This window comes from Anaeromyxobacter paludicola, assembly GCF_023169965.1.
GTDB classification, from domain to species: Bacteria; Myxococcota; Myxococcia; order Myxococcales; family Anaeromyxobacteraceae; genus Anaeromyxobacter_B; species Anaeromyxobacter_B paludicola.
This window is the reverse complement of sequence record NZ_AP025592.1, coordinates 2,762,190-2,781,417: the sequence shown is the minus strand read 5'-3', so window position 1 is coordinate 2,781,417 and position 19,228 is coordinate 2,762,190. Positions and strand designations below refer to the sequence as shown.

Annotated in this window: 18 protein-coding genes; 11 read left to right on the top strand and 7 right to left on the bottom strand. The window is 75.3% G+C overall.

Going from position 1 to position 19,228, the window contains the following annotated elements; translation table 11 throughout:
- Nucleotides 1-1,194, bottom strand: a complete 1,194-nt coding sequence (locus tag AMPC_RS12635) for a metallophosphoesterase (RefSeq protein WP_248341496.1) — start codon at nt 1,192-1,194, stop codon at nt 1-3.
- 44 nt (nt 1,195-1,238) lie between these two features.
- The gene (locus tag AMPC_RS12630) at nt 1,239-1,565 is read right to left on the bottom strand and encodes a 4a-hydroxytetrahydrobiopterin dehydratase (protein ID WP_248341495.1); all 327 of its coding nucleotides are present in this window, start codon (nt 1,563-1,565) and stop codon (nt 1,239-1,241) included.
- 24 nt (nt 1,566-1,589) lie between these two features.
- Here AMPC_RS12630 and AMPC_RS12625 point away from each other — a divergent pair, with 24 nt between their 5' ends.
- Nucleotides 1,590-1,958: a DUF423 domain-containing protein gene (locus AMPC_RS12625; RefSeq protein WP_248341494.1), complete on the top strand. Its 369-nt coding sequence runs from the start codon at nt 1,590-1,592 to the stop codon at nt 1,956-1,958.
- A 12-nt stretch (nt 1,959-1,970) separates the two neighbouring features.
- Here AMPC_RS12625 and AMPC_RS12620 read toward each other — a convergent pair whose 3' ends face one another.
- Entirely contained in the window at nt 1,971-2,288 is a 318-nt protein-coding gene (locus tag AMPC_RS12620) for a rhodanese-like domain-containing protein (RefSeq protein ID WP_248341493.1), read from the bottom strand.
- A 61-nt stretch (nt 2,289-2,349) separates the two neighbouring features.
- Between AMPC_RS12620 and AMPC_RS12615 the strand changes: the two genes are divergently transcribed.
- The 3 genes from AMPC_RS12615 to AMPC_RS12605 all read left to right on the top strand — a co-directional run bounded on the left by AMPC_RS12615 (nt 2,350) and on the right by AMPC_RS12605 (nt 5,583).
- Nucleotides 2,350-3,738, top strand: a complete 1,389-nt coding sequence (locus AMPC_RS12615) for a POT family MFS transporter (protein ID WP_248341492.1) — start codon at nt 2,350-2,352, stop codon at nt 3,736-3,738.
- On the top strand, nt 3,735-5,048 hold the full coding sequence (locus tag AMPC_RS12610; protein WP_248341491.1) for a POT family MFS transporter: 1,314 nt from the start codon (nt 3,735-3,737) through the stop codon (nt 5,046-5,048). The genes AMPC_RS12615 and AMPC_RS12610 overlap by 4 nt, the downstream gene beginning before the upstream one ends.
- 70 nt (nt 5,049-5,118) lie before the next feature.
- Nucleotides 5,119-5,583, top strand: a complete 465-nt coding sequence (locus AMPC_RS12605) for a DUF4442 domain-containing protein (RefSeq protein WP_248341490.1) — start codon at nt 5,119-5,121, stop codon at nt 5,581-5,583.
- Nucleotides 5,584-5,632: 49 nt separating this feature from the next.
- Here AMPC_RS12605 and AMPC_RS12600 read toward each other — a convergent pair whose 3' ends face one another.
- Complete coding sequence (locus AMPC_RS12600) at nt 5,633-6,736, bottom strand: hypothetical protein (protein ID WP_248341489.1); 1,104 nt, start codon at nt 6,734-6,736, stop codon at nt 5,633-5,635.
- A gap of 164 nt (nt 6,737-6,900) precedes the next feature.
- Between AMPC_RS12600 and AMPC_RS12595 the strand changes: the two genes are divergently transcribed.
- The 4 genes from AMPC_RS12595 (at nt 6,901) to AMPC_RS12580 (ending at nt 11,259) form a co-directional block, all read left to right on the top strand.
- Entirely contained in the window at nt 6,901-7,110 is a 210-nt protein-coding gene (locus AMPC_RS12595; RefSeq protein ID WP_248341488.1) for a hypothetical protein, read from the top strand.
- A gap of 15 nt (nt 7,111-7,125) precedes the next feature.
- The gene (locus AMPC_RS12590; protein WP_248341487.1) at nt 7,126-8,298 is read left to right on the top strand and encodes a hypothetical protein; all 1,173 of its coding nucleotides are present in this window, start codon (nt 7,126-7,128) and stop codon (nt 8,296-8,298) included.
- The gene (locus AMPC_RS12585; protein ID WP_248341486.1) at nt 8,295-8,975 is read left to right on the top strand and encodes an O-methyltransferase; all 681 of its coding nucleotides are present in this window, start codon (nt 8,295-8,297) and stop codon (nt 8,973-8,975) included. Before AMPC_RS12590 ends, AMPC_RS12585 begins: the two co-directional genes overlap by 4 nt.
- Nucleotides 8,976-9,084: 109 nt before the next feature.
- The gene (locus AMPC_RS12580) at nt 9,085-11,259 is read left to right on the top strand and encodes an ATP-binding protein (RefSeq protein WP_248341485.1); all 2,175 of its coding nucleotides are present in this window, start codon (nt 9,085-9,087) and stop codon (nt 11,257-11,259) included.
- A 72-nt stretch (nt 11,260-11,331) separates the two neighbouring features.
- Here the strand turns inward: AMPC_RS12580 and AMPC_RS12575 are convergent, their stop codons facing one another.
- The 3 genes from AMPC_RS12575 to AMPC_RS12565 form a co-directional block, all read right to left on the bottom strand.
- Entirely contained in the window at nt 11,332-13,344 is a 2,013-nt protein-coding gene (locus tag AMPC_RS12575; RefSeq protein ID WP_248341476.1) for a multicopper oxidase family protein, read from the bottom strand.
- A 223-nt stretch (nt 13,345-13,567) separates the two neighbouring features.
- On the bottom strand, nt 13,568-14,806 hold the full coding sequence (locus AMPC_RS12570; RefSeq protein ID WP_248341470.1) for a THUMP domain-containing class I SAM-dependent RNA methyltransferase: 1,239 nt from the start codon (nt 14,804-14,806) through the stop codon (nt 13,568-13,570).
- On the bottom strand, nt 14,803-15,747 hold the full coding sequence (locus tag AMPC_RS12565) for a GGDEF domain-containing protein (protein WP_248341461.1): 945 nt from the start codon (nt 15,745-15,747) through the stop codon (nt 14,803-14,805). The genes AMPC_RS12570 and AMPC_RS12565 overlap by 4 nt, the downstream gene beginning before the upstream one ends.
- Before the next feature lie 148 nt (nt 15,748-15,895).
- Between AMPC_RS12565 and AMPC_RS12560 the strand changes: the two genes are divergently transcribed.
- The 3 genes from AMPC_RS12560 to AMPC_RS12550 all read left to right on the top strand — a co-directional run bounded on the left by AMPC_RS12560 (nt 15,896) and on the right by AMPC_RS12550 (nt 19,199).
- Nucleotides 15,896-16,591, top strand: a complete 696-nt coding sequence (locus tag AMPC_RS12560) for a response regulator (protein WP_248341460.1) — start codon at nt 15,896-15,898, stop codon at nt 16,589-16,591.
- 3 nt (nt 16,592-16,594) lie between these two features.
- The gene (locus tag AMPC_RS12555; protein WP_248341458.1) at nt 16,595-17,734 is read left to right on the top strand and encodes a sensor histidine kinase; all 1,140 of its coding nucleotides are present in this window, start codon (nt 16,595-16,597) and stop codon (nt 17,732-17,734) included.
- Between the two features lie 160 nt (nt 17,735-17,894).
- On the top strand, nt 17,895-19,199 hold the full coding sequence (locus tag AMPC_RS12550; RefSeq protein WP_248341454.1) for a porin: 1,305 nt from the start codon (nt 17,895-17,897) through the stop codon (nt 19,197-19,199).
- Nucleotides 19,200-19,228 lie beyond the last annotated feature (29 nt).

Sequence of the window (19,228 nt, the reverse complement as noted above, 5' to 3'; positions counted from 1 at the left end):
TCACGCCGGCGTGAGCACGATCTTGGCGATCTCGGCGGGCGCGCCGAGCCGGATGGGCGGCCCCCAGAAGCCGGCGCCGCGCGAGACGAAGATCTGCCCGGACGCGCCCGCCTCCTCGTGCCGGTAGAGCCCGGCGACGTAGGGGTAGGCGGCGCGGACGAGCAGGTTGAAGGGCACGATCTGGCCGCCGTGGGTGTGGCCGGAGAGCTGCAGCCCCACGCCGCGGCGCACCGCCTCGCCCATGCCGCGCGGCTGGTGCTGCAGGAGGACCAGGGCGCGCTCGGGATCGCGGCCGGCGAGGGCGGCGTCGAGGTCCGGACCGTGGCCGAAGGGGCCCGAGGCCCAGTCGTGCGTGCCGGCGAGGTCGAAGCGGGCGCCGCCCGGGCCGGCGTCGCCGAGCGCCACCCGCTCGTTCGCGAGGACGCGGATGCCCATCCGGCGGAGCGCCGCGAGCCACTCCTCGGCGCCGGAGTAGTACTCGTGGTTGCCGGTGACGAACCAGGTCCCGTGCGGCGCGCCGAGGTCGGCGAGCGGCGCCACCGCGCGCGCCAGGTCGGCGACGCTCCCGTCCACGAGGTCGCCCGTGATCACCACGGCGTCGGGGCGGAGGGCGCGGGTGCGCTCGGCCATCCGGCGGATCTCGCGCTCGCCGATGGTGGGGCCGGCGTGCAGGTCGGAGAGCTGCGCGAGGGTGAAGCCCGAGAGCGCCGGGGGCAGCCGCGGCAGCGCCACCGCGACCTCGTGGATCATCGGGTCGCCGAGCGCGCTGTGCGTGCCGGCGGCGGCGCAACCGCCCGAGACCAGCACCGCGCCGCCGGCGAGCGCGCGGCCGAGGAAGAGCCGGCGGGCCGGGTCCTCCGGCAGGCCGCCCTGGCCGGCGAGGGAGGAGGCCGCCGCGGCGACCAGCCGGGCGAGGTCGCCCACCGCGAGCGCGACCAGCAGGATGAAGGAGAGGCCGAGCCAGAAGAAGACCGGCGCCGCGAGGGCGCGCGCCAGCCGCGGGGTGGCGCGCAGCGCGATCAGGGTGAGGGGCAGGCTCGCCGCCGCGAGGACCAGGAGCCCGGTGAGCGTCCTCCTCCAGGGGCCGGGCAGGCCGGTGTCCCTCACCAGCCGCGCCCAGAGGTAGAAGTGGATGCCGCCGAGGACGGCGACGAAGATCGAGAGGAAGATCGCGAGGTGGACGGTGCGGCTCACCCCGGAATGCTAACCCGGCGGGGGGCCGGAGGCTCGCGGTTCGTTCAGCGGGGCAGGGCGTCGAGCTTCGCCGCGAGGATGAAGTCGTTCTCGGAGAGCCCGCCGATGGCGTGGGTCGAGAGCGTCACGTCGAGGAGCCGGTAGTCGTGCAGGGAGAGGTCGGGGTGGTGCCCCTCCGCCTCGGCCACCTCCGCCGCGGCGTCCACGAACCGGATCGCCTCGCGGAAGTCGCGGAAGCGGAGCTGCTTCCAGAGCTTCCCGTCGCGCAGCGACCAGCCGTCGAGCGTGCCGAGCAGCGCCGCGGCCCGCTCCGCCGGGATGGCCGGCACGCCGCCCTCGCACGGGACGCACTTCTTCGTTCGCCAGTCCATGCCGTTCCCATTAACGTCCGGGGGATGGACCGGCTCTTCTTCGCGCTCGGCGCCCTCTCCGCGCTCGTCTCGGTGGCGGCCGGGGCCTTCGGCGCCCACGCGCTCAAGGCGCGCCTCGCTCCCGACCTGCTCGCCGTCTTCGAGACCGGCGCCCGGTACCAGATGTACCACGCGCTCGGCCTCTTCGCGGCGGCCTGGGCCGCGACGCGCTGGCCCGGGGGCGCCGCCGTCGCGGGCGGGTGGCTCTTCGTCGCCGGCACGCTCGTCTTCACCGGGAGCCTCTACGCGCTCGCGCTCACCGGCGTCCGCGGCCTCGGGGCGATCACCCCGCTCGGCGGCGTCTGCTTCCTCGCCGGGTGGGCGGCCCTGGCGTGGGCCGCGCTCCGCGGCTGAACCGGGACCTCCTCACCCGCGCTCGACCGGGAACCCCTCCGCCGTCCAGGCCGCGAGCCCGCCGTCGAGGCTGTAGACCTGCGAGAAGCCGGCGCCCTCGGCCACCGCCGCCGCCTCGAGGCTGCGGACCCCGTGGGCGCACACGAAGAGGATGCCGTCGCGGTGGCAGTGGGCGCGCGGATCGGCGACGAGCCGGCCGAGCGGCACCAGGCGCGCGCCGGGGATCCGGCCGCCGAGCCACTCGCGCAGCTCGCGCACGTCCACGAGGTCGACCTCGCCGCGCGCGAGGAGGTGGCAGGCCTCGCAGGGTCCGAGCCGCGTCACCGGCATGCGGCCGGAGATAACCGCGCGGCGCCCGGCCCGCCAGCGAGTGTGGCATTCTGCCCGGCACATGGCCGAGCCGAGCGCGATCGACCGCCCGCAGCGCTTCCCGCCGCAGATCAAGTTCCTCGCCTGGAACGAGGCCTGCGAGCGGTTCTCCTATTACGGCGTGACCTCGGTCCTCACCATCCACATGGTGCGGAACCTCCTCCTGCGCGAGAGCAGCGCCGAGGCCGCCTACCACCTCTTCGGCACCGCGGTGTACCTCACGCCGCTGCTCGGCGCCTGGGTGGCCGACCGGTTCTGGGGGCGCTACCGGACCGTCTTCTGGCTCTCGTTCGCGTACGTCCTCGGGCACGCCACCATCGCCGCCTTCGAGAGCCCGGCCGGGCTGTTCGCCGGCCTGGCGCTCATCGCGGTCGGCGCGGGCGGCATCAAGCCCTGCGCCGCGGCCTTCGTGGGCGACCAGTTCACGCGCGAGAACCGCGGGCTCCTGAAGAAGGTCTACGACCTCTACTACTGGATGATCAACCTGGGCTCGACGGTGGGCACGCTCGCCATCCCGCTCCTGCTCGACCGGGTCGGGCCGCGCGTCGCCTTCGGGCTGCCGGGGCTCGCCATGGCGGTGGCGCTGCTGGTCTTCTGGCTGGGGCGCCGGCGCTACCGGTACCTCGCGCCCAGCGGGCCGCGGCCGCACGGGTTCCTGGCGGTGGTCCGGGACGCCCTCGCGGCGCGCGGGGCGCCCGCGGCCCCGGGCGCGGGCCTCCTCTCCCGCGCCGCCACGCGCCACCCTCCGGAGGCGATCGCCGGCGCCCGCGCGGTGCTCGGCGTCTGCGGGATCTTCGCCCCCATCGTCGGCTTCTGGGCGCTCTTCTTCCAGTACGGCTCGTCGTGGGTGCTGCAGGCGGAGCGGATGGACCGCGAGGTGCTCGGGCTGCACCTCGCCTCCTCGCAGGTCTCCTTCCTCAACTCGATCTTCGTCATGGCGCTCATCCCGCTCTTCGCCGGCGGGCTCTACCCCTGGCTGGAGCGGCGCGGGGTGCAGGTGACGGCGCTCCGCAAGATGGGGGCCGGCATGTTCGTCACCGTGCTCTCGTTCGTGGCGGCCTGGCTGGTGGAGCACGCGCTCGAGGCGGGGATCCCGGTGAGCGTGGCCTGGCAGGTCCCGCAGTACCTCTTCGTCTCCATGGGAGAGGTGCTGGTCTCGGTGACCGCGCTCGAGTTCGCCTACACGCAGGCCCCGCCCACCATGAAGAGCACGATCATGGGGCTCTGGTACTTCGCCATCGGGCTCGGCAACTTCGTCACCGCGCTGGTGTCGGCCGCGAACCGGTTCCACGGCACCGCCTACTTCGCCTTCTTCGCCTGGCTGATGCTGGGGTGCGCGCTCTGGTACGTCGCGGTGGCCCGGCGCTACCGCGGGGCCGACTGGCCGGTGGCCGGCGAGGAGGCGGCGTGAGCGCGGCGGAGCGGTTCCCGCCGCAGATCCGGTACATCGTCGGGAACGAGGGGTGCGAGCGCTTCTCGTTCTACGGGATGCGCTCGATCCTGACCGTCTACATGGCCGGCTGGCTCGGCCTGCCCGACCACGAGGCGGCCGCCAACTACCACCTCTTCGTCATGGCCTGCTACCTCACGCCGCTCGCCGGCGGGTGGCTCGCCGACCGGTTCTTCGGGCGCTACGCGGTGATCCTGTGGCTCTCGCTCGGCTACGTGGCGGGACACGCCGTGATCGCGCTCTTCGAGAGCCGCGCCGGGCTCTACGCCGGGCTCGCCCTCATCGCCGCGGGCTCGGGCGGGATCAAGCCGTGCGTCTCCGCCTTCGTCGGCGACCAGTTCCGGGAGGGGCAGGAGAAGCTGGTCGAGAAGGTGTACGCGCTCTTCTACTGGTCGGTGAACATGGGCTCGTTCAGCTCGACCCTGCTCATCCCCTGGCTCCTGGCGCGCTTCGGCCCGCGGGTCGCGTTCGGGCTCCCCGGCGTCCTCATGGCCCTCGCGCTGGTCGTCTTCCTCGCCGGGCGGCGCCACTACCGGCACGTGCCCCCCACCGGTCCCAACCCGCACGGCTTCCTGCGCGTCACCCTCTCGCGGCTGCGCGGGCGCGAGGATCGCCACCCGCCCGAGGCGGTGGCCGGCGCCGCCGCCGCCTGGCGCGTGATGGGGCTCTTCGCCGCGCTCCTCGGCTTCTGGGCGCTCTTCGACCAGCACGGCTCGTCCTGGGTGATCCAGGCGCGGGCGCTGGACCTGCGGCTCGGCGGCGTGACGCTGCAGCCGTCGCAGCTCTCGGCGATGAACCCGATCCTGGTGCTCGGGATCATCCCGCTCTTCAGCGGGGTGGTCTTCCCCTGGCTCGAGCGGCGCGGCCTCGACCCGACGCCGCTCCGGCGCATCGCGACGGGGATGGTCTGCACCACGCTCTCCTTCGTCTGCGCGGCGCTCCTGCAGCGCGCCATCGACGCCGGCGGCCACCCGCCCGCGGCCTGGCAGGCGGTGCAGTACCTCTTCCTCACCGTGGGCGAGGTGCTGGTCTCGGTGACCGCCCTCGAGCTCGCCTACACCCAGGCCCCCCGGAGCATGAAGAGCACCGTGATGAGCCTCTGGTTCCTCACCATCGCCGCCGGCAACCTCCTCACGGCCTGGGTGTCGGAGCTGAACCGCTTCCAGGGCGCGGCCTACTTCGCGTTCTTCGCCGGCCTGGTCCTCGCCTGCACGGTGCTGTTCGTGCTCGTGGCGCGGCGCTACCGGATGGCGGCCTTCCAGGCGGCCTGACCCGGCGTCCCGGCGCGTTGGCGCGGCAGCCGATCCCCCGCCCGCTTACACTCCCGTCGGGAGGTCCCTCGTGCTCCTCAAGGAAACCGCGCTCGTCCGGCTGCTCGGGCTCCGCATCCCGGTGCTCCTCTTCCTCGGCCCGCGGGTGGAGCGGCTCGACGAGGAGGGCTGCGCCATCTCCATCCCGCTCGGGCTCCGGTCGCGCAACCACCTCGGCTCGATGTACTTCGGCGCGCTCTGCGCCGGCGCCGACGTCGCCGCCGGCCTGAACGCGGCGAAGCTCATCTGGTTCGGCGGCCACCGGGGCGTGCAGCTCGTCTTCAAGGACGTGAAGGCCGAGTTCCTGAAGCGCGCCGACGGCGACGTGCGCTTCGAGATGCGGCAGGGGCGCGAGGTGAAGGACGCGCTCCTGCGCACCGAGGCGTCCGGGGAGCGCGAGGTGGTGCCGGTCGAGGTGCTGGCCACCGTCCCCGCGAGGTACGGCGACGAGCCGGTGGCGCGCTTCACGATGGGGCTCGCGCTGAAGCGCCGGTGAGCGCGGCGCCCTCCGGCGCGCGCGGCGGGAGGCCGGTTCGGGCCGCCCGCTACTTGGCGAGCACCCGGCTCCAGGCCGCGCCGTCCCAGCGCGCGATCCCGAGCGCGTCCGGGAGGTAGATCTCCGCCGGGCCGAGCACGTGGGGCGCCCCCGCCGGCGCGGCCGGCGCCGCCACGGTCGCCACCGCGGCGCCGTCCCAGTGGAGCAGGTCGCTCCCGGAGAGGAACCAGAGGTCGGTCCGGCTGCTGCCGCGCACCGCGTCGAGCACCGGCCGCTGCACGAACGCCTGCTGGGCCCAGGCGTTTCCGCTGAACCGCCAGAGCGCGCTCCCGCCGTCGAGGTTCTTGCCGGCGGCCCAGCCGTCGCCGGGGCCCGCCGACCAGGTGCTCGAGATGAGCTGGTCGGCCGGCGCGGCGAGGCTCGCGAACCACCCCGTGCCGTCGTACCGCAGCGCCCCGCGCTCGGCGGCGATGGTCACCTCGCCGGGCCCGGCGCCCCAGACGTCGCGGAAGGCGCCGAAGTCGAACCCGAGGGTCCGCATGTCGGCCGCGGTGGAGCGCGTCCAGCCGCGCCCGTCGAAGTGGAGCACCTCGGCGCTCGAGAGGGCCCAGAGGTCGGCGGGCCCGAGCCCCCACACCGCCGTGAACGGCTGGGCCGGCGCCGGCGCGCTCACCTCCGAGACCGCCGCGCCGTCCCAGTGGAGCACGGTCGCGCCGCCCACCATCCAGGCGTCGTTCGCCGCCGCGCTCCAGACGGCGGCGAGCGCCGGCCCGCCGGCCTTGCAGTAGGCGGTCCAGCCGTCCGAGGTGCGGTGCAGCGCCATCCCCGCCGGCCCGACGGCCCAGAGGTCCGAGGCGCCGGAGCCCGACACGGCGCGGATCCCCTGGCCGGCGGCGATCGAGGCGGCGCACGGCTGCCAGGCGCTCGCCGAGGTGGCCGCGGCGCCGCTCCCGGCGTCGGCGGCCGAGGGGGTGGGCGTCGCCGGCGCGCCGATCGGCTGCGCCGCGGGCGGTTGCCCGCCGGAGGCCGCGGTCACCCCGGCGTCGGCGCCGGCCGAGGCGGGGCCGCCGCAGGCGGCGCACGCGACGGCGAGGGCGGGCAGGAGGGCGAGGAGCGTGCGGCGCATGGAGACCTCGGTCGTCAGGGTGTTCATCAGGCGGTGGCGACGAACCTGCGCACCCGGTCCCACACCCGCAAGTGACGCCGGCTCACGCGCTCGCGCCGCCGCGCGCAAGGCGCGCGAGGCGGGCGGGGCCCGCTCGTCCGTCCGCTTCCGAGCGGACGCCCCGCCGCTTCGCCGGTATATTGCCCGCCACCATGAGGCTCGCCGCCGCCACGCTCCTCGCCGCCCTCTCCGCGGCGGCCCCGCTCTCGCCGGCCGCGGCCACGTCCGGCGGCGCCGTGTCGCGCGCCCGGGCGGCGCCGCGCCCCGCGCTCCCCTTCATCGAGGACGACTACCCGAAGGCGCTGGCGCTCGCGCGGGCGCGCAAGCTCCCGCTCTTCGTGGACGCCTGGGCGCCCTGGTGACACACCTGCCGCTTCATGCGGGCCCAGGTCTTCACCGACCCGAGGCTCCGGAAGCAGGCCGGGCGGTTCGTCTGGCTCAGCATCGACACCGAGAAGCCCGGGAACGCGCCCTTCCTCGAGCGGTTCCCGATGGACGCCTGGCCGACGCTCTTCGTGATCGAGCCGGTCGAGGAGCGCGCCGTGCTCAAGTGGCTCGGCAGCGCGGGGCACGGGGATCTGGTGCGGCTCCTCGCCGACGGCGAGCGGGCCGTGCGGCTCGGGGCCGAGACCGCGGCGCGGTCCGGTCCGGCCGACGCGGCGCTCGCGCGCGCCGACCGCGCCCACGGGGCCCGCCAGGTCGCGGAGGCGATCCCGCTCTACCGCGAGGCGCTCGCCCGCGGCGGGCCGGGGTGGGCCGGCCGCGGGCGCGCGCTCGGGGCGCTGCTCCTCGCCGCGAGCGAGGTGGAGGACTGGGAGGGCTGCGCCCGCGACGGCCAGGCCTTCCTCCCCGGGCTGGCGCGCGACGGCAGCTTCGCCAACGCCGCCGCGCTGGCGCTCTCGTGCGCGCTCTCGGCCCCCGAGTCGGCGCCCTGGCGCGCGGCGGCCCTCGACCGGCTGGAGCGGCTCGGGCGCGAGGGGCTCGAGGCGAAGGGCGCCCTCGAGGACGACGTGGCCGGGCTCTACGGCGAGCTCGCCTCGGCCCGCGAGGCGCGCGGCGACGCGGCCGGGGCGCGGGCGGTGGCCGAGCGCTGGTGGCGCTACCTCGAGGAGCGCGCCGCCCGGGCGCCCGGCCCCGAGGCCCGCGCGGCGTTCGACTCGGCGCGCGTGGAGGCGGCGCTCGCCCTGGGGGATCCGGCGCGGGCGGTCCCGGCGCTGCTCGCCTCGGAGCAGGCGCTCCCGGCCGACTACAACCCGCCGGCGCGGCTGGCGCTGCTCTACCGCGAGCTCGGGCGCGAGGACGAGGCGCTCGACGCGGCGCGGCGCGCCCTCTCCCGCGTCTACGGCCCGCGCAAGCTCCGGGTCTACGAGCTCGCCGCCTCCATCCTCGCGAGGAAGGGCGATCGCCCCGGCGAGCGCGCCCTGCTCTCCGAGGCGGTGGCCTACGGCGCCGCGCTCCCCCCGGGCCAGCGCGGGGCGCGCGAGGAGCGCATCCTCTCGAAGATGCAGCGGCGGCTCGGCGACGAGCCAGGATCGGGAGCGCGGCCATGAGCGCGGCGGGCGAGAAGGGCTTCGGGCAGGGCAGCGAGGAGCTGGCGCGCTGGGTGGACCGGGTGTTCCAGCCGGAGGACCCGCTCCTGCGCGAGATCCGGGAGCGCACCGTCGCGGCCGGGCTGCGGCCGATCCAGGTGGGCCCGTTCGACGGGCTGCACCTCGAGGTGCTGGCGCGCGCCGCGGGGGCGCGGCGGGCGGTCGAGATCGGGACGCTGGGCGGGTACAGCGGCGTCTGCCTGCTGCGCGGCATGGGCGAGGGCGGCCTCCTCCACACCTTCGAGCGCGAGCCCGCCACCGCCGAGGTGGCCGCCGAGACCTTCCGCCGGGCCGGGCTCGAGCGGCAGGTCCGGCTCCACGTCGGCGACGCGCGGGTCGCGCTGCGCGAGATCGATCGCGAGGGGCCGTTCGACCTGGTCTTCATCGACGCCGACAAGACCGGCTACCCCGAGTACCTCGCCTGGGCGGAGGAGAACCTCCGCGTCGGCGGCACGGTGCTCGCCGACAACGCCTTCGGCTGGGGCGGCGTGGCGCAGGAGCGCTACGAGGGGCGCCACGCGCCCGAGGGCGTCGAGGCGCTGAAGCGCTTCAACGAGCGGCTCGCGAAGGGCGGCCGCCTCCGCGCCACCATGCTCCCGACCGAGGAGGGCCTGGCGATGGGCGTGAAGGTGCGCTGAGCACGCCGCGCTGGCGCCGGGCCCTCGAAAGGCGTTTCATGGGGGGCAGCGTTCGAAAGGACCCGCCCTGGCCTCCCTGAAGAGCCTCCGCCTCCTCCTCCTCGCCCTGGTGCTGGTCGCGGTGGTGCCGGCGCTGGCGCTGCAGCTCCAGGCGGCCCGGAGCGAGCGGCAGCGGCTCCTGCGCGACGCCCGCGAGACGGCGCACACGCGCGCGCTGCTCGTGGCCGAGCAGCAGCAGCGGGCGGTGGACGGGATCCACGGGCTGCTCCTCGCCATCTCCCGCATGGCCGAGGTGCGCGCGCGCTCCCCCGCCTGCAACGCCTCCCTGGCGCCGCTCCTCGAGGCGGCCCCGGCGTACGCCAACGTGGGCGCCGTCCTCCCGAGCGGCCAGGTGTTCTGCACCGCCTTCCCGGCGGCGCGCCCGACCAACCTCGGCGACCGGGCCTTCATGCGGCGCGCCATCGAGACCGGCCGGTTCGCCTCGGGCGGCTACACCGTCTCCCGGCTCCGCGGCGTCCTCACCATGCCCTTCGGGCAGCCGGTCTGGGGCGACCGCGGCGAGCTCGCGGCCGTCGCCTTCGCCTCCCTCGACCTGGCCGCGCTGCAGCGGCAGCTCGAGGGGCTGCCGCTCCCGCCCGGCGTGACCGTCGCGGTCATGGATCGCGAGGGGGTGCAGCTCGCCGTCCGGCCCGCGGCGCAGGGGCAGGCCGGCACGCCCTTCGACCCGGCGCTCCTGGCCCGGCTCGCGGCGCGCACCGATCCGCTCGATCTCGCCGGCCCGGACGGCGTGGAGCGCATCTACGCGTCGGCGCCGGTCGCCACCTCGGTGGGCGAGCTGGCGATGCGGGTGGTGGTGGGCGTCCCCTCGGCGGACATCTACGGCCACGTCAACGAGGCGGTCCGGCGCAACCTGCTGGCGCTCGGGCTGGTGTCGCTGCTCGCGCTCGGCGGCGCGGTGCTCGCGGGCGAGCACCTGCTCGTCCGCCGGATCCGGGCGCTCATCGCGGCCGCCGGCCGGATCGCGCGCGGCGACGAGGGCGCGCGCAGCGGGCTGCGCGCCGGCGAGGACGAGCTCGGCCAGCTGGTGCGCGCCTTCGACGGGATGGCGGAGTCGCTGCAGGCGCTGGCGCGCCAGCGGGAGCAGCTCGAGGAGCAGCTCCGCCAGGGGCAGAAGATGAAGGCCCTCGGCCAGCTCGCGGGCGGCGTGGCCCACGACTTCAACAACCTGCTCACCGCCATCCTGGCCTGCGGCCGGTTCCTGCAGGAGCGGCTCCCGCCCGGCGCCCCCGGGCGCGACGACGCCGACGCCATCGTCGCGGCCGGCGAGCGGGCGGCGGCGCTGACCCGCCAGCTCCTCGCGCTGGCGCGCCGCCAGCGGCTGGCGCCCCGGTTCATCACGCTCGCCGACGCGGTCCGCTCGCTCGAGCAGATGCTGGCGCGCGTGCTCGGCGAGGAGATCGAGGTGGTGGTCGAGGTGCGCGCGCCGGGCCCGGTGGAGGCCGACCCCGCGCAGCTCGAGCTCCTGCTCCTGAACCTCGCGCTCAACGCCCGCGACGCCATGCCCGGGGGCGGCCGCCTGACCCTCACGGTGGACGAGCGCGACGGCGGACGCTCGGGCGGGCCGGGGCTGCCGGCCGGGCCGCTCTCGGCGCTCTCGGTGCGCGACACCGGCGGCGGCATCGCGCCCGAGGTGATGGAGCACCTCTTCGAGCCCTTCTTCACCACCAAGCCGCCGGGGAAGGGGACCGGGCTCGGCCTCGCCACCGTCTACGGCTTCGTCACCCAGAGCGGCGGGACCATCCAGGCGCGCTCGGCGCCGGGCCAGGGGACCGAGTTCGTCGCGCTCTTCCCGCGCCGCGCCCCGGCGCTGGCGGCCTCGCCGGCCGCGCCCGCGAAGGCGGCGTCCACCCGCGGCTCGGAGACGGTGCTGCTGGTCGAGGACGACGACGCGGTGCGCGGCATCGCCCGGCGCGCCCTCAAGCGCGCGGGGTACCAGGTGCTCGACGCGGCGAGCCCGTCGGCCGCCCTCGCGGCCTCCCGAGGCCACCCCGGCCCGATCGCGCTCCTCGTGAGCGACGTCCTCCTCCCCGAGCGCAACGGCTGGGAGCTCTCGCGCACGCTCGTCGCCGAGCGCGACGGCCTGCGGGTGCTCTTCATGTCGGGCTACGCCGGCGACCGGCTCGACGGGACCCAGCTCCTCCCGCCCGGCGTCCCGCTGGTCCCGAAGCCCTTCACCGCCGAGGAGCTGCTGGCGCGCGTGCGCGCCGCGATCGACGGGCGGTGAGCGGAGCGGTGGGCGCCGCGGCGGCGCGGGGCCGGACGCGACCGGCCCGCGCGCCGCCTCGTCACGCGGTCCTCACGGCGTCACGACCAGCGGCCGCATCATGTCGTGCTCCTCGTGCTCGAGGATGTGGCAGTGCCAGACGTACTCGTAGCCGCCGGTGCGCGGGCTCTGCGGCACGGCGAAGGGCACCTGCGGCAGGTCGAAGCGCATGATGACCGTGGTGCACTCGCCGGGGTTCATCCGCACCGTCTCCTTCCAGCCCCGCTCGTTGGCGTCGGGCGGGCGAGCCGGGCCGGTGAAGCGCGGCTTCCCGTTCCAGGCGCCCGGGTCGAACGGCTGGCGCGACAGCACCTGGACGTTGACGAGGTGGAAGTGCACGGGGTGGGTGTCGCCGGTGAGGTTGAAGACGCGCCAGACCTCGACGTCGCCGGCCCGCGGCGTCTCGGTGGCCGGGTCCATGTAGTTGCGGCCCCAGGTCGGCAGCCCCTGGCTGTCCACCCCGGCCTGCCTGGCGGTGCCGAGCCGCTGGATGAGCCGGCCCAGCTCGTCGAAGTCCTCGTTGAGCGTGAGGTCGCGGACCTTGGCGTGGGCGGGATCGAGCGCCGGCACGGGCGGCAGCGGGACGAGGCCGCGCGCGATGGCGTCGTAGGAGGCGGGATCGCGGGCGCCCTGGAGCGGCAGGACGCGGAACTGGAGGAGGGTGCGGGTGTTGGGCCCGAAGCCGGCTCTCGTGGTGGGCGCGCCGCCCGCGGCGGTCTGGTCGGGGTCGCCGGTGAAGTAGTCGTTGAGCGGGTCGCCCATGGGGAACGGCGCCGGGGCGTCGTTGTAGAGGACGAGCCGCGAGCCGGGCGGCACGTTGGAGAAGTCGATGACGATGTCGGCCCGCTCGGCCGGCGCGAGCAGGAGCGTGTAGCGGACCGCGTTGCCGGCCGGGTCGAAGCCGATCGGCTGCGGCGGCGCGTTGAGCGTCACCGGCGCGGGGAGGAAGCCGCCCTCGGTGCCGATCTGGACCATGGCCGGGCCGGGCCGGCCGAGGTTCGCCTCGGCGCCGCTGGCGTCGGCGTAGTAGAGCTGCAGGTTGTAGAAGCGCGCCTGCGAGCCGTTCAGGATCCGGAACCGGTAGTGGCGCGGCTGCACCTCGAGGTAGGGGTAGGCGGCGCCGTTCACCACCGGCGTGTCGGCGAAGAACTCCGGGACGCAGGAGGGCACCGGCAGCGGCCCCGAGACCGCGCCCGGCGGCTCCGCGAAGGGCGCGTAGTCCCAGCGGCCGGTCGGGCTCTGCCACTCGTAGAGGTACGGGTACCAGAGGTCGCCGACCTGGCCCCAGGTGTAGTTGGGATCCTTGCCGTCCACGAAGGTCTTCTCCTGGAGGACGAGCGGGATGCCGATGGAGGGCAGGGCGCCGCCGGAGAGGAAGCCCTGCTCGACGTCGTCGGTCACGAGGTAGCCCGTGGCCAGCCCGGCGTAGGCGTTGAGCCGGGTGATGCCCATGGCGTGGTCGTGGTACCACATGAGCCGCGCGGACTGCTGGTTCGGGTAGTAGTACTCGGCCGAGCCGTCGGGGTTGCGGTTGAGGCAGGTCTCGCCCTGCAGGTTCCCGGGCGAGAACCAGGAGGTCGGCCCGCCGTCGCTGGTCCAGGGCACGAACCCGCCGTGGAGATGGACCGCGATGCGGTTGTCCGGGCCCTCGGCGCCGCAGAGGGTGCGATCGACCGGGAGCGGGTGCTGCGCCGGCAGCCGGTTGTGGACCCGGAGCCGGACCGGCCGGTCCCGCGTGGCGACGATGAGGCCGCCGAGGTAGCCGTGCACGCCGTTCAGATCGGCGTAGCCCCACAGCCGGGAGGGCGGCAGGTCGGGGTGGAACTGGTGGCGGTACTCGCCGGCCTCGATGGTGTAGAGGTCGGTGCCGGGGATGGAGGCGCGGTCCGGCGTCGCGAGCGGGATCCCGCCCGCGCCCAGCCCGGGCAAGGGCTGGATGAACTTGCGCAGCTTCACCGTCTGGGAAAAGGCCCAGGCCAGCCTCGGCCGGAACGCGAGCGCCGCGCCGCCGAGCGCGGTCCACCTCAGGAACTCCCTGCGATTCATGTGATCCTCCCCTCTCCGCCTCTGCGGAGTGGGGGCAGTGTTTCAGGTCGCGCGCGGCGCGCCGCGGACCACGTTGGGAGTCACAGACCGCTTATCGGGAGCGAGGCCTCCCGCGTCCGCGGGACTGGCGCGGAGGCCCCCTCGTGCAGTCGGCCCGGCCGGGGCGCGCCGGGCCGGGCCGCCACGCCGCGCGGCGAGGGCCCGGCGCTCGCGCACCGCCGCGCTATGGCATCCGGTAACGGAGCATTCGCGCCTCGATCGGCCCGTTCCAGAGCCGGTGCGAGACGAGCGGCTTGAAGGGGAAGGCCTCCTCGAGCAGCGGGCTGCCGGAGAGGATCACCACCTCCCAGCCCGAGTGCCTGAGGAAGGTCTCGCCCATCTGGCGGTAGAGGCCGGTCAGCTTCTTGAGATTTATCCGCTCCTCGTGCGGATCGGGCGGGGCCTCGCGGTGAGGCGAGGGGCGCCCGCCGCGCGGTCCGCGCCGGTCCTCCTCGCCGCGCCGCGCCTCGCGCTCGGCGTGGGTGCCGGTGAGCCGCTCGCCGTAGGGCGGGTTGGTGCAGAGGGTCCCCTCCGGCCACTCCGGCGCGAGGTCGCGCACGTCGGCCCGCTCGACGCGGAGATCGGCGAGCACGCCGGCCGCGGCGGCGCAGAGCCGCGTCGCCTCGAGCGGCTTGGCGGCGAAGTCGCGCGCCACGATGGGCGCCGGCGCCGCCGGCAGCACCGCCGCCCGGGCCTCCTCCTTGAGCTGGTCCCAGCGCGACTGTGGCTGGCCGCGGTACACCGGCCAGCGCTGGAACCCGAAGGGCCGGCCCAGCCCGGGCGCGATCCGCCGCGCGGCCAGCGCGTGCTCGATGGCGAGGGTGCCCGAGCCGCACATCGGGTCCACGAAGGGCTTCGCCGGGTCCACCTGCCCGAGCGCCAGCACCGCCGCGGCCAGCGTCTCCTTGAGCGGCGCGTCGGTCATGGCGGCCCGGTAGCCGCGCCGGTGGAGCGGGTGGCCGGCGAGGTCGAGCGAGACGGTCGCCTCGTCGCGCGCGACGTGCAGGACGATCCGGACGTCCGGGTCCTTCGGGTCCACGTCGGGCCGGGCGCCCAGCCGGTCGCGCAGGACGTCCACCACCGCGTCCTTGAGCTTCAGCCCGGCGAACTGCGAGTGGGTGAGCGCCGAGTCCTTCACCGAGGCGTCCACGGCGAGCGTGGTGCGCTCGGTGAGCCACTCCTGCCAGGCGACGGCGCGGGCGCCCTCGTAGAGCGCGTCGGCGTCGGGCGCCGGGAAGGTGGCGAGCTCGAGCAGGACGCGCATGGCGATCCGGCTGTGCAGGCAGGCGCGCATGCCGGCCTCGAGCTTGCCCTCGAAGCGCACGCCGCCGCGGTCGCCCTTGAGGTGCTTCAAGCCCATCCGGGAGAGCTCGGTCCGGAGCGGGCCCTCGGTGCCCTTGGCGCAGGTGGCGAAGAATCTCATCCGCGCAACCTAGCGCGTTCCCCGCCGACCTGCGCGAAACGGATCCGGTTCTTCCCCTGGCGCTTGCACTCGTACATGAGGTCGTCGGCCCGGCGGAGCAGCTCGTCCACGCTGCCGGGCGGCTCGACGAAGCAGACCGCGCCGGCGCTGAAGGTGACCTCGAACCCCTGCTCGCGCGCCGCCGCCGCGAGCGTGGCGCGCACGCGGGCGAGCAGCGCCTCGGCCGTCGGCCCGTCCGTCTCCGGCAGGAGCAGGCCGAACTCGTCGCCGCCGAGCCGGGCCACGCCGTCCACCGCCCGGGTGCTGCCGCGCAGCGCCGCGGCGACGGTGGCGAGGAGGAGGTCGCCGCCGGCGTGGCCGAGCCGGTCGTTCACGCCCTTGAAATCGTCCACGTCCACGTAGGCCACCGTGAGCGGCCGGCGGTGCCGGCGGGCGCGCTCGACCTCGAGCTGCGCCGCCTCCAGGAACCCGCGCCGGTTGGGGATGTCGGTGAGCGGATCGGTGCGGGCGAGCTGCGACTCGGCCTCGAGCCGCGACCGGAAGGCGTCGAGCAGCATCACCTGGGCGAGGAGCACGCCGAGCTGGACGAGCAGGTTCCAGGTGAGGATCGCGGCGGGGAGCGGGGTGGTCCGGGTGGCGAGGTCGGTCGCGACCGAGGCGGCCGCCGACGCGGCGGAGAGCGCGGCGCCGGCCCGGGCGCCCACGAACCAGGTCGCGAAGGCCACCGGCCCGAGGTAGAGGAGCGTGAAGACCATCTCCGCGCCGGTGAGCAGGTCGCCCACCGCGACGCAGGCGGTCATCAGCACGGCCAGGGCGAGGGCGAGCCCCGGCGTGAGCTGGCCGAACCAGGCGGCGATGGGGAGCGCCCCGGTCCGGTGCGGCAGGGCGCCGGGCAGGGGGGTGGACTCGTCCGGGAGGGGCGGGCGCGGGGAGGTGACCAAGCGGGGCTCGAGCCCCGAGATCAGCCAGCGCGGGAACGGCTTGTCAACGTTTCGCCAGGTAGGACATCCAACCACCCGTCGGCGCGCGTCACCGGGGCGTTGCAAGAACGCTTCCGGTCCGTCACCGGCCGCCCGTTATAAAGGGGCCGTGCCCTCGGTGCTGATCGTCGACGACGAGCGCGATCTGGTCTCCCTGCTCGACTTCAACCTGCGGCAGGCCGGGTTCGAGACCCTGCTCGCGCAGAGCGGCGAGGAGGCCCTCGGCTGGCTCCGCCGCCGCGTGCCCGACCTCATCCTCCTCGACCTCATGCTCCCCGACGTCTCCGGGGTCGAGATCTGCCGCAAGGTGAAGACCGACCCCCGGACCCGGGCGGTGCCGGTGGTGATGCTCACCGCCCGCTCCGACGAGGTGGACCGCGTGGTCGGGTTCGAGCTCGGCGCCGACGACTACGTCACGAAGCCCTTCAGCGTCCGGGAGCTGGTGCTGCGGGTGAAGGCGGTGCTCCGCCGCGCCGCCGCCGCGCCGGCCGAGCAGCGCCCGCCGTCCGAGGTCGGGCCCATCCGCGTGGACCTCGAGGCGCACCGCTGCTTCGTGGACGGCGCCGAGGTGGAGCTCACCGCCCTCGAGTTCAAGCTCCTCACCACCTTCATGGCCCGGCTCGGGCGCGTGCAGTCGCGCGACCAGCTCCTCACCGACGTGTGGGAGATGTCGGCCGAGGTGGAGACGCGCACCGTGGACACGCACGTGAAGCGGCTGCGCGAGAAGCTCGGCTCGGCGCGCGAGCTGCTCGAGACGGTGCGCGGGGTGGGTTACCGGCTGGTGGCCCCCGGCGCGGGGGCGTGAGCGTTGGCCCGGTTCCGCAACCCGGTGCCCGAGGCGGTGGAGGCGCTCCGCGCCGAGCTCGCCGGCGGTTCGCGCGCGGAGCTCATCCCCGAGGTGCAGCTCCTCTCGGATCTCCTCGAGGCGCGGGCGGAGCGGCTCCGGCCCAAGGAGGAGCCGGAGCGGGAGCTCCTCGCCGCGATCCCCGACGCCGCCGCCCTCGTGGGCAAGAACGGCCGCGTCCGCGCCGCCAACGTCGCCGCCGACGCGCTCGCCGCCGACGGCCGCGCCGCCGGGCTCACCGCCCTCGAGCTCACCCGCAGCGCCGAGCTCTCCGAGGCGGTGCAGCGCGCCCTCGAGGGGAGCTCCCGCAAGCTCGAGCTGCAGCTCCCCGGCGGGCGCCAGACCCTGGTGGCCCACCTCACGCCGCTCCTGCGCGGCGAGGTGCTCCTCATCCTGCGCGACGTCACCCGCGAGCGCGAGGCCGAGCGCGCCCGCCGCGACCTCGTCGCCAACGCGAGCCACGAGCTGCGCACGCCGGTGACGGCCATCCACGGGGCGGCCGAGACGCTCCTCGGCGGCGCGCTGGCCGAGCCGGAGCAGGCCCGCCACTTCGTCGAGATGATCGCCCGCCACGCCGACCGGCTGGCGCGGCTCACGCGCGACCTCCTCGACCTCTCCCGCATCGAGTCGGGGCAGTGGGCCATGAACGTGGGGCCGCTCGACGTGGTGCCGCTGGCGCGCAACCTCCTCGACCTCTACGCGGCGCCCGCCGCCGAGCGGAGGCTCGCGCTCGGGAGCGCGCTGCCCGAGGCGCTGCGGGTGCAGGCCGACGCGCGCGCGCTCGAGCAGATCCTGGTGAACCTCGTCGAGAACGCCATCAAGTACACGCCGGCCGGCGGCGCGGTGACGCTCTCGGGCGCGGCGGAGGGGCCGAGCGTCACGCTCGCGGTGACCGACACCGGCCCGGGCATCGACAAGCACCACCTGCCGCGGCTCTTCGAGCGCTTCTACCGCGCCGACGCCGGCCGCGGCCGCGACCAGGGCGGCACCGGGCTCGGGCTCGCCATCGTGAAGCACCTCGCGCACGCGCAGGGCGGCGCGGTGGGCGTCGAGAGCGGGGCCGGCGGGAGCCGGTTCTGGGTCCGGCTGCCGGCGGCGGACTAGGGCCCCGAGCGCCGTCGCGCCTGCGGCGGCCTGCTCCTCCCTCAGTGAACGTCGTCGAGAGGACCCGCCAGGGTTCACCGAGTCGTCACGCGTGCAGCACGCGCGCGACACCGAGCGCTGCGAAAACCCGCGCACACTTCGAACGGTGAAAGGACCTCTCATGAAGAAGCTCGTTGCCCTCCTCGCCCTCCTGCCCGCGCTCGCGCTCGCCGCCGAGACCGACGTGGCCCCGCCGGCCGCCCCCGAGGCGCCCAAGCCGGCCCCCTCGGTGAAGGAACAGGCCGGTGGCTTCGGCCTCCTGCTGCAGGGCTGGTTCCAGGCCGACTCCGACGCCCGCTTCAACGCCGGCGTGACCAAGAAGGACTTCTCGAGCAACGGCGGCGGCGGCCAGCCCAACGCCGGGTACTCCACCTTCAAGATCCGCCGCAGCGAGATCTCCTACGACAACACCCTCGGCGGCCTCTTCGGCTACCACGTGATGGTCGATCCGGCCCGCATCCAGAACGGCAACGTCGCGGTGCCCGCCGAGACCATCACCTGCAAGGCCGGCGCGACCGCCGGCGCCGCCCCCACCTGCACCGCCGCCGCCACCTCGCTCGGCGTGAAGGACATCCTCCAGGACGCCTGGTTCAGCGCCTACGTCCTCCCCTACACCGAGCTGCGGCTCGGCCAGATGAAGACGCCGCTCACCATGGAGGGCTTCGGCTCCTCCGCGAAGCTCGACTTCGCCGAGCGGTCCTTCCTCGGCAACAACTTCGGCAACCAGCGCGACATCGGGCTCATGGCGGCCTCGACGAAGGACCTGCCGTTCGTCGAGTACGAGGTGGGCGTCTTCAACGGCACCGGCCAGAACGTGTACGACAACCAGCCGACCAAGGACGTGGCCGGCCGCGTCGTGCTGAAGCCCATCCCGGGCGTGAGCGTCGGCGCCTCGGGCGCCATCGGCGGCACCTTCGATCCCGCCTTCGGCGGCGGGCTCGTGAAGAAGACCAAGAACCGCGGCGGTGTCGAGGCCGCGCTCGAGTACGCCGGCTTCACGGTGAAGGGCGAGTGGATGGGCGGCCGCGAGGGGCAGGCCCCCGACGCCGCCGCGCTGGTCGCGAAGGGCGGCAGCGCCACCTTCTACAGCCTCGCGCCGGTCGGCTACTACCTGACCGCCGGGTACCGCTACGACGCCGCGCAGTACGGCATCTGGAACCTCGTCGCCCGCTACGACCACTGGGACTCGGACTCCCAGACCCCGGTGAGCCAGTGCAAGGGCGCCCCCTCCACCGCGGCCGCCGGCGCCTTCGCCGGCAACGCCCGCTGCGTGAAGGACACCACCGTCTCGGTGGGCCTGAACTACGAGGTCCCGCCCAAGCTCGTGAAGAACGTCAAGCTCCAGCTCGACTACTACCGGAACAACGACGACGCCCGCGACGTCTCGGCGGACGAGGTCTTCTTCGTCACGCAGCTCAAGTTCTAGCCGTCCCGCCGTTCCCTCCCGTGGCCGCC